This is a genomic window from Streptomyces griseorubiginosus (genome assembly GCF_017614965.1).
Taxonomy (GTDB): Bacteria; Actinomycetota; Actinomycetes; order Streptomycetales; family Streptomycetaceae; genus Streptomyces; species Streptomyces griseorubiginosus_B.
This window is the reverse complement of record NZ_WVUG01000296.1, coordinates 1-10,888: the sequence shown is the minus strand read 5'-3', so window position 1 is coordinate 10,888 and position 10,888 is coordinate 1. Positions and strand designations below refer to the sequence as shown.

Annotated in this window: 14 protein-coding genes and 1 pseudogene; 10 read left to right on the top strand and 5 right to left on the bottom strand. The window is 70.1% G+C overall.

The annotated features are described in order from the left end of the window. Window positions 1-367: 367 nt before the first annotated feature. Window positions 368-2,161, bottom strand: a complete 1,794-nt coding sequence (locus GRC12_RS46560; RefSeq protein ID WP_280117567.1) for a hypothetical protein — start codon at window positions 2,159-2,161, stop codon at window positions 368-370. 209 nt (window positions 2,162-2,370) lie between these two features. Here GRC12_RS46560 and phoU point away from each other — a divergent pair, with 209 nt between their 5' ends. From phoU to GRC12_RS46555, 4 genes and pseudogenes are all read left to right on the top strand, one after another. Next, complete coding sequence (gene phoU / locus GRC12_RS35865; protein WP_208784195.1) at window positions 2,371-3,036, top strand: phosphate signaling complex protein PhoU; 666 nt, start codon at window positions 2,371-2,373, stop codon at window positions 3,034-3,036. 75 nt (window positions 3,037-3,111) lie between these two features. Then, window positions 3,112-4,004: pseudogene (locus GRC12_RS47165) on the top strand (MgtC/SapB family protein). 150 nt (window positions 4,005-4,154) lie between these two features. Next, window positions 4,155-4,535, top strand: coding sequence for an NUDIX domain-containing protein (locus GRC12_RS35850; RefSeq protein ID WP_308286714.1), 381 nt, complete (start codon window positions 4,155-4,157; stop codon window positions 4,533-4,535). A gap of 277 nt (window positions 4,536-4,812) precedes the next feature. Further along, window positions 4,813-4,938: a hypothetical protein gene (locus GRC12_RS46555; RefSeq protein WP_280117566.1), complete on the top strand. Its 126-nt coding sequence runs from the start codon at window positions 4,813-4,815 to the stop codon at window positions 4,936-4,938. 200 nt (window positions 4,939-5,138) lie between these two features. Here the strand turns inward: GRC12_RS46555 and GRC12_RS35845 are convergent, their stop codons facing one another. Continuing rightward, window positions 5,139-5,666 carry a DUF402 domain-containing protein gene (locus tag GRC12_RS35845; protein ID WP_208784193.1) on the bottom strand — a complete coding sequence of 176 codons (528 nt, stop codon included), beginning with the start codon at window positions 5,664-5,666 and terminating at the stop codon, window positions 5,139-5,141. Between the two features lie 329 nt (window positions 5,667-5,995). Here GRC12_RS35845 and GRC12_RS35840 point away from each other — a divergent pair, with 329 nt between their 5' ends. The 4 genes from GRC12_RS35840 to GRC12_RS46000 all read left to right on the top strand — a co-directional run bounded on the left by GRC12_RS35840 (window position 5,996) and on the right by GRC12_RS46000 (window position 8,545). Continuing rightward, entirely contained in the window at window positions 5,996-6,157 is a 162-nt protein-coding gene (locus GRC12_RS35840) for a hypothetical protein (RefSeq protein ID WP_208784191.1), read from the top strand. Between the two features lie 94 nt (window positions 6,158-6,251). Next, the gene (locus tag GRC12_RS35835) at window positions 6,252-7,001 is read left to right on the top strand and encodes a hypothetical protein (protein WP_208784189.1); all 750 of its coding nucleotides are present in this window, start codon (window positions 6,252-6,254) and stop codon (window positions 6,999-7,001) included. Window positions 7,002-7,057: 56 nt separating this feature from the next. Further along, window positions 7,058-7,618, top strand: a complete 561-nt coding sequence (locus tag GRC12_RS35830) for a carbonic anhydrase (RefSeq protein ID WP_208784187.1) — start codon at window positions 7,058-7,060, stop codon at window positions 7,616-7,618. Window positions 7,619-8,362: 744 nt separating this feature from the next. After that, a complete protein-coding gene (locus tag GRC12_RS46000) occupies window positions 8,363-8,545 on the top strand; it encodes a hypothetical protein (RefSeq protein ID WP_244374297.1) in 183 nt (60 codons plus the stop codon). A gap of 175 nt (window positions 8,546-8,720) precedes the next feature. Here the strand turns inward: GRC12_RS46000 and GRC12_RS46550 are convergent, their stop codons facing one another. Continuing rightward, on the bottom strand, window positions 8,721-8,855 hold the full coding sequence (locus GRC12_RS46550; RefSeq protein WP_280117565.1) for a hypothetical protein: 135 nt from the start codon (window positions 8,853-8,855) through the stop codon (window positions 8,721-8,723). A gap of 322 nt (window positions 8,856-9,177) precedes the next feature. Next, window positions 9,178-9,834 (bottom strand): TetR/AcrR family transcriptional regulator, encoded by a 657-nt coding sequence (locus GRC12_RS35820; RefSeq protein WP_208784186.1) that lies wholly within the window; start codon window positions 9,832-9,834, stop codon window positions 9,178-9,180. Window positions 9,835-10,014: 180 nt separating this feature from the next. On the opposite strand from GRC12_RS35820, the gene GRC12_RS45995 reads away from it, so the two are divergent. Then, window positions 10,015-10,227, top strand: a complete 213-nt coding sequence (locus GRC12_RS45995) for a hypothetical protein (RefSeq protein WP_244374296.1) — start codon at window positions 10,015-10,017, stop codon at window positions 10,225-10,227. Window position 10,228: 1 nt separating this feature from the next. After that, window positions 10,229-10,381 carry a hypothetical protein gene (locus tag GRC12_RS45990; protein ID WP_244374295.1) on the top strand — a complete coding sequence of 51 codons (153 nt, stop codon included), beginning with the start codon at window positions 10,229-10,231 and terminating at the stop codon, window positions 10,379-10,381. Window positions 10,382-10,468: 87 nt separating this feature from the next. Here GRC12_RS45990 and GRC12_RS35810 read toward each other — a convergent pair. Further along, window positions 10,469-10,888: GNAT family N-acetyltransferase (locus GRC12_RS35810; RefSeq protein ID WP_208784184.1), on the bottom strand; the 420-nt coding region annotated here is incomplete at its 5' end.

Genomic DNA, 10,888 nt, shown 5'->3' with positions numbered 1-10,888 from the left:
GCCGGATCATGTGGCGGAGCTCCGCTGTCGATCGTCCGTCAGTACATCGAGCAGCAAAAACGTCCGTCGTAACCTGCGGGTCAGAGCAGCCCTGAGATCGGATTCCCTCCCCGCCTGAAGGCGGGGATTCCCTCCGAAGAGAGGGATGGAGAGGATCTCACGGCTGGCCCAGGTGTCCTGCTTCTGCGTCCGCCCCCCGCCGCAGGCGGGGCGGCCCCGGATGGTTCAGCCGGCCTTGACCGGCTCCTCGGCTCGGGCGCGGCTGCTGGCGAGGCGAATAGGAGTCGGTGCCGGTCTCGATGATGGTGCCGTCGAAGGTGAGCGGTCGACGGAGGAACGCAGGAAGAGCCGTTGATCCTCGAGGTGCTCAATCGCCGCCGTCAGCAAAGGCTGGCGCTCCTGTTGCGGGGGCCGCTATGGGGGCGGTTGTGATGGTCATGGGGGTTGCGGTGACGGCGATCAGGTACGTCGGTGAGTGGCCGGCCGGCACGGGGCGGAAGCCGCCGGGGGGTTTGATGATGTAGTTGGCGGAGGTGTGCGGTGCCAGGGTGGTGGGGCCGGACTGGATGGTCCACCAGTTGGAGGCGCCGTGGCCCTTGCGGCTGGCGAAGTGCGGTGTCAGGGGAGAACCGGTGGTGTTGACGGCTCGTAACGTGATGGCGGTGACGCCGGCTTGTGAGCCGTGGGTGGCGTAGCGGGGTGTGAGGGTCAGCTGCAGTGGTGGCGGGCTTGAGGCGGCGACGGCGGCGCAGGCGAAGGCGGGGGCGAGTAGTCCGGCTGCTAGGGCTGCTTTCGCGCGTCGGCTGTTGAGGCGGGGCAGGCGCGGTTGCCAGGCGGTGGCGAGCGCGGCGGCTGGGACGGTGGCGGCGGCCGCCAGCCACAGCGGCGTCATCAGCAGGAAGTAGCCGTCCTGGGAGCGGGGTGCCAGGTAGAAGGCGATCCAGGGCAGGACGGTGATGGCCGGGCCCAGCCGCCGTAAGAACAGCAGCGTGGCGGCCAGCAGACCGAGCAGGAGGAGTTGGCTGGCGTAGGTGTAGTAGTCGAGGTGGCTGCTGCCGGCGGTGAAGTAGTAGGAGATGCCCATCGCGCCCTGTCCGTGCAGGATCGCCTTCTGGTTGAGCGGCAGGAGGATGCCGTCCAGCCAGGCGGAGAAGTCCTGGGCGGCGAAGTAGGCGTTGACGGCGGACCAGGTGAGTGCGGCGGTGGCGGTGTAGCGGGCGGTGAGGGCCAGGGCGCGGCGGGGTCCGAGTTCACCGCGCCGGATGGCGTACAGGCCGATCAGCAGGAACGGGGTGAAGAACCAGGCGAGTTGCTGGGCCGCGCAGGCCGCGCCCAGGCAGATCGCCCGCAGGGTGCCGCGTGATCCCAGAACTCCGCCCTGTCCGGTTTGGGGCCAGCGCACGACGACGGGGATGAGCAGGGCGAGGGCGGTGATGGCCGGGTAGCCGTAGGCCGCGTAGTGGGGCAGGAACCCGAAGCCGAGGCAGACGGCCGTGGCGGCGGAGCGCCAGGGCGCAGGCAGCAGGAACCAGAGCAGGACGGTGGCGGCGAAAAGGGCACCGGTGGTGACCATGGTGGCGGCTGCCGTCGTGGGGATGACGGCGTGCATGGGTGCGGCGAGCACGGCGGTCAGGGGTGGATAGCCGTAGACGTAGTCGGCGCCGCCCGACATGGTCTTGGTGATCCCGACGTGCGGCAGGTTGAACAGCCAGGGCCATGGCTGGCCGTAGACGGGGTGGCCGTGCCGGATCTGGTCGGCGGCCTGGGCGGTCAGCGCGGCTTCGTCGGCGCCGGCGTGATGGAGGAGGTAGCCGCAGGCGGCCAGGGCGAGGGCGGTGATCAGGACTACGGCGTCGACGCGGGCCAGTACCCGCTGGGTGCGTATGAGCAGGCTGAGGGCGCCGCAGATGAGGATCGAGGCGTAGCACAGGGAGATGACGGCGGCGACGGCAGGACGCGAGCCCATTGCGGCGGTCCAGGCGTCGCGGGTGCCGATGAAGAGGCTGATCGTGGCGAGCAGGGTCATGCCGCGGTGCAGTTGCTGGGGTGCGGTGTCCGCCGAAGCTTGGGCCGCGGCGGGGGCTGTGGGTGGTGGCGCCGGCTGCGTGGCGGTACGGCGACGGAGCCCGACGCTCGTTCCAACCCGGTCGGTGTCGGCCAACAGACTGCCTCCTCTGCCCTGCCCCCAATAGGCGGGGATCGAGTACGTTCGGCCACCTGAAGAAAGGGCCCGGGTGCGTGATCGTCGTACTCTCTGACCATCGAGGTCCCCGGCTCGTTGTACGCGGGGGGTGAGCGAGCTGGAGTCAGCGGTGTGGGAGGCTGGCAGCAGGTGAGGACGGGGCTTGCGGACTGGGCGGTGAGGACGGGATGCGCGAGGCGTATCACAAGGAACTGGAGTCGATCACTCAGGCGCTGGTGGAGATGGCGAACCTGGTCGGTTCGGCCATGGGCCGGGCCACCGGCGCCCTGCTGGACGCCGACCTCCAGCAGGCGCAGAGCGTCACCTCCACCGCGGAGCAGGTCGAAGCGCTGCAGCGGGAGTTGGAGGAGCGGACGATCGCGGTGCTGGCCCGCCAGCAGCCGGTCGCCACGGACCTGCGGACGGTGGTCACGTCACTGCGGATGAGCGCGGACCTGGAACGCTGCGGTGTTCTGGCGCAGCATGTCGCGACGGTGGCGCAGCGGCGCCATCCCCAGCACGCGGTGCCGGATGATCTGCGCCGCACGCTTTTGGAGATGGGCCAGCTCGCCCAGCGGCTGATGGCCCAGGCCGCCGAGGTCCTCATCACCCAGGACGTCGAGGCAGCCTTGCAGATGGAACGCGACGACGACCGGATGGACGAGTTGCACCGCATGATCTTCCATCACCTGATGGACGAGCGCTGGCACCACGGCGTGGAGACGGCCGTCGACGTCACCCTGGTCGGCCGCTACTACGAACGCTTCGCCGACCACGCCGTCTCCATCGCCCGCCGCGTGATCTACCTCGTCACCGGCGAAAGCGCCGACGACTACCTCCCCGACACCCCCTGACCCCCTGACCTGCCCGGGAGAGCATTCCGATCCCGAGTCGGGTTGATCTTGTCGGATGGCGCCGAGATTTCCCTGCTGCGCGACCTCTATCGCCGGCAGGACAGGGCCGTACCGCGCCGAAACGGGCAGGGACTGAGGCAGTTGGGCGAGCTGGGGCTGCGCACCCACACCCCGGTGGGGATCGCGAGCGCGCTGATGATGGAGGTCTCCCAGCACGCCTTCGCCGGCGTCCTGGGCCTGGAGAGCGTCTCCTTTGCCCCCTCCCGGGTCGCGGCCCAGATCCTGTCCGGCATCGGGTTCATCGGCGGCGGCCTGATCTTCGTGCGCCGGGACGCGGTGCGGGGGCTGACCACCGCGGCGACGGTCTGGCGACCTGCCCGGTGGGAATGGCCCGCGGCGGTGGGCTGCCGGTCCTCGCGCTGGTCACGACCGCGTTGCACTCCCTGCCTGCGGCCGGCCGCCCGGCGCAGGGTGCCCCGGGCGGGACCATGGACCGTTGCCGAATGACCTTCGCACCGAGGGAGAGTCCCATCGATACGTCTTTCAAAGCCGTTCTGCTCGACGGTGAGATGCGCGTGCTGCTGGGCTCCAATCCCCGCGGGGAATGGGAGCTGTTGGGCGGCCGTGCCGAGGCCCAGGACGCCTCGTCGCAGGACACGGTGCGACGTGAGGTCCGCGAAGAGGCCGGGATCGACATTGTCGTGGGTGCCATCGTCGACACCTGGTTCTACGACATCCCAGGCACGGGACGCGTCGCCGTCACCAGCTATCTGGCCCGCCCCGTTGGCGACGTCTCACTCGCGCTCGGGACGGAACATGCCGACCTGGCGTTCTTCCACGCTCGGGAACTCGACGACATCAACCTCCCCGAGGGCTACCGCAGGTCCATCCGACTGGGGATCGACCAGCTCCAGGCGAGACGGGGATGCGATCCAGGGCAGGGGATCGGAGGAGTGTCGGGCAGATAGTTGTCCGCGCTCTCACCCGTGACCGGATTGACGACGCGGCGGACGACGGAGACGGCGTGGTCTGTAACCCCTACGCTGCGGGAATGCGGGAGTTGACGTTGCGCGTCCGGGTGGCTGCCTACGTCCTGCGCCGGCGCGCGGGGACGGTCGGTGGAGTTGCTCGTGTTCGATCACGACGCGGACCTGCCGCCCGGCACGCACGTCCCGGCGGGGGGTGTGGCCCCGGAGGAGCCGCTGGAAGAGGCGGTATTGCGGGAGGTCGCGGAGGAGTGCGGGCTGACCTGCGTGCGGGTGCTGCGCCGCCTCGCGGAGGAGCACACGCCGCACCCGATCCGCCGTTTCCCACGCCACACCACCTTCTTCGAGCTGGAGGTGGATGACAACGCAGATGTCCCGGATGCGTGGGACCACCACGTGACCGGCGGGGGGCGCGACAACGGCATGATGTTCCACTGCCGTTTCGAGCCGCTGCCCCTGGCCTTCTCGTTGGCGGACGGCCAGGACGCCTGGCTGGATCGTCTGGAAGCATGAGCGCCGTCCGTCGCCGGTCGTCCTGTTTTCGCGGGCTTGGTGTCGACAGCGTTTCGGTACGCCATCTGCCCCCGTACGTTGCGTCATCAGGCATGCAACGGGGTGCGGATCGCCGTGGGTGGGCAGTCTGGGCGGGAGACGCGTGACCGCGGTGTGGGCGTCAGTGGATCAGCGAGCGCAGTACTGGCACGCTGAGGCCGCCGGCCCCCAGTCCCGCGAGGACCGCGGCTGCAATGAAGGATTGTGAGAGGAAGGTCAGGCCGCCGACGATCAGCCGATGACAATCGCCGTCAGCGGGACGACAGCCGTGTGCATGCTGATGAAGGGCGGCTCCCGGCACCTTCTCCAGTACGATCCGGGGCTGCTCGCGGAGCTGGTCAAGGGCGGCCGGAATCGGTGTTGATGCGTCGGCAGGCACGGTCTTCCACTCGGATCACGGGGCGTCGAGAACTCCATGGTCACGGGAGCCCGTGCCCGTCACGCTTCCGCGGCCGCTTCAAACCGACAAGTCATCACCGCCCGGTCGCTCTGTCAGCCGAATCCCTGACCAGCGGGGCGATCGCGATCTCGCCGTGCGGTGGTGGGAGTGTCGGCAAACCGGCGTCACGCGCGGTCTATCCACTCCCAGCCGGCCGCCACGACAGGTACGGCCACGTCGGCCAGCCTGATCTGCAGATCGGCCGCTGCGGCTCTGGCCTCGGCGACGACGTCCGCAGATATCCGGCACTCGACTACGGTCTGCTCGAACTCGTCCTCGTCCACGAGCAGGACCGTCCCATCCGCGAGCCGGGCCAGATCCAGTTCGAGGTCGACGTAGCTCCACCCCGACTCGCCGAGAGCCGGTGGTGTGCAGATGTCGACGCTGATCCAGCGGTCCGTGCGCCACCACCACGCTGCCCACCAGCCAGAGTCGGGCAGCAGTTGTACGCCGTCACTGGGGACCACCCACGACTCACCGTTGCTCCCGCGATGGATCTCGCCCTCCCCGCAGAACAACCAGGTACCGAACTGGTCGGTGCCCAGCACCCGGGCGTCCCACTCGGAAACCGACCGGGGTTCAGTCGCGTCCGGTAGCGGCCATTTCACCTTGCGCACCTGAACTTGTTCCCCGGCCTGGATGCCAGTCCGCATCAACTGTTCCCTCTCGCCCGTCCCGCCGTCGACGCCATCCGCATCCAGTTAAGCAACCCGGCGGACGCCATCAGGCTTTGTAGGCGGGAACGCACGTGAACGAAGCCACCGACTTCCGGATCAGGAACCTGATGTGGGGAGGTGCCTACGGGCCACCACTCTGGCCACCTGCTGCGGCAGGACTCCACCGTGCTCCAAGTCCGTGCTCATCCGCAGCGAAGTCATCACCATCCGAAGGTCCGTGGCGACCGGCTGCTGACGGGCCAGCACTGCGATCTCCCGCTCCTCCAGGTTCCCGTTGTGGCGCCGCGACCTTTTCCTCAGCGGAGGTGACGTTCGGCGCCGCCCTCGCCCGAGTCGAACTCCACGAGGCGTTCGCCCGGATCTCCGCGTGCCTGCCCGGCCTGCGGTCGGCCGTCCGCCGCACCGAGGTGCGCTTGCACACCGACCGCCTGACCGGAGGACTCGCCGGGCTGCCTGTTGCCGGGTGACCCGCAGAGTCTATCTAAGTGGACAGTGTCCACGTATATTTGTGGACAGCGTCCACTAACGCTGTCTCCCTGCGGAAGCGGAGGAACCGAGATCATGTACAGCCCACCTTGGTACGTATGGCTCATTTGCCTCGTTGGCGCGATCGGCTTCCCTGCCGTCACCTGCCTCGTGCTGTATCGCGGCGCACGCAGCGCCGGCTCGTCGCCGGCGCGGGCGGCGTCGCTGGCGATCACGGCCGGCGTGGTCCTGGGCGGCTGGCTGGCCGTCAGCGCGGTCATCGCCGCGCGGGGCCACTACCAGGGCACCCTGGACGGGCCGCCCTGGCTGGGGATCGCCGCCGGTGGATCCCTGATCGCACTGTTGGCGACGAGCCGGATTCCGGCCGTCGCCCGCGCCCTGGCAGCCCCGGGTTCCCTGAGCCGCAGCACCCTGCCGCACGCCTTCCGGATCGCCGGCGTCTCGTTCCTGATCGTGATGGCCCTGGGGCATCTGTCCGCGCTGTTCGCCATTCCGGCCGGCCTCGGCGACATGGCGGTCGGGATACGGGCACCGTTCGTGGCCCGCCGGCTCGCCCGGGGAACCGGTCACCGCGGCGCGCTCTGGTTCCACGCGCTCGGCACACTCGATCTGGTCACCGCTTTGGTCCTCGGGGGCCTGACCGGCTACGGGATCGTACACACCGCCCAGCCGAACGACGCGCTCGCCCTGCTCCCGATCGTCCTGATCCCGACCGCGGGTGTCCCGCTCCTGCTCGCCCTGCACGTCGTCTCCCTGCGCCGCCTGATCGCGAGGCCGAGGACCACGCGGCAGGTCGCGACGCCGGAAGCCGCCGCGCTCGGCTGACCACATCTGGTGCACAGCACCCACCCCGACCACCCCCATCGGAAAGGGAGGACAGCATGTCCGCGTTCGATGAGCTCGCGCGGCGCAACCGCGCATACGCCGAGTCCGGCCGGCTCGCGCAGCTGAACCCGATACCGAAGACCGGAGTCCTGATCGTCACCTGTATCGACCCGCGGGTGGAGCCGGCCGGGTTCCTCGGCGTCGAGCAGAACGACGCGCTCGTGGTGCGTAACGCGGGCGGTCGGGTCAACGACGGCACGATCTTCGACATCGCGCTCGTCACGTCGCTGCGGGAGGCGATGGGAGCAACCGACCTACCACCGTTGGAAGTGGCGGTCATCCACCACACCCAGTGCGGTTCGGGCTTCCTGGCCGACGACGACTTCCGCCACGGTTTCGCCGCCCGGACCGGCCTCGCCGACGCCGGCCTGCAGGCCGCGGCCATCGTCGACCCGCACGTCACGGCACGCGCCGACGTGCAGCGGCTGCGATCGTCGCCGCTCGTCGCCGACCGCATCGTAGTGTCGGGACACGTGCTGGACCTGCAGACAGGTCTGGTGGAGACGGTACTGTCCGCGACCTCGCCGTACTCCCGTGACGAACAAGCGCTGGACTGACATGGAGAGCGTTCCCTTCGGCGGTGCGGCACCGCAGGAGCTCCCGGGGGAGTGGGCTTGGTAGGGGAGCACCGCCACCTCCGGCACCGAGACCGTGATCAGTGTTTCGAACCTCCGTCGGCGGTACGGAGCGTTCGAAGTCGTAAGCGGTCTCGATCTACGGGTCCGCCGGGGCAAGGTGTTCGCCTTCCTCGGCCCCAACGGCGCAGGGAAGAGGGCAGTCCTGGCGGGCCCGGATCGGAGTGGTCCTGCAGGCTACGGAGCCCGAGCAGGGCCTGACCGTCGCGGAGTGCCTGCAGGTCTACGCGTGTTACGACCCGGGCTCCCCGCGGTGTCGGGGAGACGCTGGAACTGGTGAGCCTGAACGACCGTGCCAGGTCGATCGCCGGCCGCATCTCCGGTGGGCAGCGACGTCGGCTGGACGTGGCGCTCGCGCTGATCGGGGATCCGTAGCTGCTGTTCCTGGACGCGCCACCACCGGGTTCGACCCGTTGGCGCGGCGGGCAGCGTAGGAGATGCTGTCCGCGCTGCGCGAACTCGGCGTAACCCTGTTCCTCACGACGAACTACATGGACGAGGCGGAGTATGTGGCCGACCGGGTGGCGGTGATCGCCCGTGGCCGGATCCTGGCGGAGGGCACGCCCGCGATGCTTGCCGGGCGCAACAACGCACCCGCCGACATCCGCTTCGGCCTGCCCCGGCGTCGCCGTGGAGGACCGGACCTCCCGACATGTGCGGGCCGCCGTGGCCGGACAGGAGGGCGACGGGCTGCTGGCGCACGCCGCCTCTCCGCTCGCCGTACTGGTACCGCTGATGCGCTGGGCAGAGACCCGTGGCGCCGACCTGGCCGACCTGGACGTACGCCGTCCCAGTCTGGAGGACGCCTACCTGGCGCTCACCGAGACGACCGCCGGAGGCACACGATGACCGGGGGGTCCGTCCTTTCCCTGCACCAATTCCTTGCGACCTGCGTGCCCTTCACCGCAACCCGCAGTCGCGGTTCTTCACCCCGCGCTGCCGGTGATGTCCTTGGTGATCTTCGCCCCGGTGTTTGTGGCAGCGTCGTCCGGGTCGCCGGTGGAACGCTCGACAGCTCGGTGTACTACGTGCCGGGCATCATCACGCTCGGCATCGTCGCCGCGGCGTTCATGAACCGGGTGATCTCGGTGACCGCGCAGCGCGAGACCAGGGTCCTGAAGCGGCGGCGGGCCACGCCGGTGCCCACCGTTCCGATCACCGCCGGAGAGCCCAGACCTCGGTCGCCATCATGGCACTCGCCATGACGGCATTGCTGCTGCGCGGAGGGGGCGGTCTTCTACGGGTCCACCTTCCCGTCCAAGTGAACGGGAGGAAACCATGAGCCCCCACGTGGAGACGGGTCTGGGAAGTGGCTGCGCCACAGGCAGGTTGTCGGCGCCAGGGAGATCCCGGACATGGGATTCCCCTTCGTCTACTGCGCGATCGTCCGTGCCATCGCGCGGCGGCGGACCTTCCGGTGCCCGAACTGCGACCAGCCGGTAACCGTCTGACGCCCAGCACGAGGAGGGCACCCGGGCGGCCTACGCCAGACTGTCTTCGACGAAGGCGCGGGTCCGCTCCTCGATGCGCCGACGGTCCGCCTCGGGGACCTCCCGCAGGGGGCCCTGCCCGAGGAGCACGGCCAGCCCGTGCACCTGGGACCAGATCGGATACTCAATGCCCTCCCGGCGCCGCGCGTCGAGCGCGCCGGCGTCGACCAATTCGTCCAGGACCGCGCGAAGATGGTCCAGCGGCATGCGTTCCCCGTCGGCCCCGCCGTTCGCCACCCCGTACGCATGCCGCCGCGGCACCGCGAACGCGGTCGCGAACAGCCCCGGCTCCTCCCGAGCGAAGTCGAGGTACGCCGTACCGATGGCGCGCAGCCGATCGCGCGCAGCCCACGGATTGCCGTATGTGCCGCGCACCTGGGCGATGCCGGCCGCCATACGGTCGGCCAGCTCCCGCATCGCCGCCGCACAGACCTCGGCCAACAGCTCGTCACGGTCGGCGAAGTGCCGGTAGGCGGCATTCGGCACCACACCCACGATCCGCGTGGCCTCGCGGAGCACCACGGCATCCGGACCACCCGCCCGCGCCAGCTCGAGCCCCGCCGCGACCAGGCCCTCACGGACCGCTCCCCGCGGTCGCCGACGCCGCTCCGCCTCCGGCGGCTCCGCTGCTGGCTGGCCCGGGCTCATCACAACAGAGTAGCAACGTGCACACCGTCCACCACTCACCGCCAGACCGGAGCACTACGCTGCCCACGACCCGGCCGGGCAAGACCTGCCCGCCTTCGTCGACCTCGTCGACACCTACGGCACGGACGCCGTCCTGACCGCCGTGGCCCAACTCGCCCCCGAACACCAGGCCGAGGCGGGGTGAGAGCGGTCCGGCCCGGACGCACCTCGGAGATCACCGCCTGCCGCCACGACAAGCTGACCGCCCACCCGGGCGCGGCCGGCCTAGGCGCGATCGCGGATCGGGGCTTCATCGGTCTCGATGACAGCGGCCCGGACGCGGGCCCGGCGGTGATCAACGGCTACAAGGCGGCCCGCAACCGTCCCTTGACCAGGGGGCCAGAAGCGGTCTGACATGGCGTTGGCCGCGGTCCGGGCCCCGGTCGAGCACGGCTTCGCGCACCTGAAGAACTGGCGCGTGCTCGGCAGGGTCCGCACCGGCCCGAGGTGGGCGACCCCGCTGGTGCGGGCCCTGCCCGTCCTGACGCACCGGGGAGTCGCCCGCTGACCGGCGATCTCCACCGATCGTTCTGGCTCTCGCCTGGGCCTACCACCGGCGGCGTCGCCCTCGCCTGACGCCGGGCGGGTGCCGGGTTCAGACGTAGGTCCTGCGCCACTGGTCGGCCGTGCCGAGAAGGGTCATGCCGACGGAAGTGTAGGCCTGCATGGCGCCGGTGTTGTGGGTGTCCACGTCGACGCCGGCCGTGCGGTGGCCGCGGGCGCGGAGGAGGCTGAATGCGGTGGTGAGGAGTTGGGTGCCGAGGCCGTGGCGGCGGTGGGCGGGGTGGACGCCGAGCCAGGCGATCCAGGCGCGGTCGACGGGGTCGCGGGCGATGAGGGCGCCGGCGGGGACGCTGTCGAGTTCGGCGAGGAGCCACAAGTCGGGGTTGTAGCCCTCGCGTCGGCGCTGGGCGTGGTGGAAGGCGTCGAAGTCCGGGTGGGGGTGCTCCGGGTCGTCGGTGAAGGCCTCCTTCAGCACGGAGTGGATGGTGCGGAGGTCGGTCTCGTTTTGGGC

Excerpts from the sequence above, each read along its gene's own strand:
- phoU (WP_208784195.1), top strand. The coding sequence starts at position 2,371 with ATGCGCGAGGCGTATCACAAGGAACTGGAGTCGATCACTCAGGCGCTG.
- GRC12_RS46555 (WP_280117566.1), top strand. The coding sequence starts at position 4,813 with ATGACAATCGCCGTCAGCGGGACGACAGCCGTGTGCATGCTGATGAAG.
- GRC12_RS35845 (WP_208784193.1), bottom strand. The coding sequence starts at position 5,666 with ATGCGGACTGGCATCCAGGCCGGGGAACAAGTTCAGGTGCGCAAGGTG.
- GRC12_RS35835 (WP_208784189.1), top strand. The coding sequence starts at position 6,252 with ATGTACAGCCCACCTTGGTACGTATGGCTCATTTGCCTCGTTGGCGCG.
- GRC12_RS35830 (WP_208784187.1), top strand. The coding sequence starts at position 7,058 with ATGTCCGCGTTCGATGAGCTCGCGCGGCGCAACCGCGCATACGCCGAG.
- GRC12_RS35820 (WP_208784186.1), bottom strand. The coding sequence starts at position 9,834 with ATGAGCCCGGGCCAGCCAGCAGCGGAGCCGCCGGAGGCGGAGCGGCGT.
- GRC12_RS45990 (WP_244374295.1), top strand. The coding sequence starts at position 10,229 with ATGGCGTTGGCCGCGGTCCGGGCCCCGGTCGAGCACGGCTTCGCGCAC.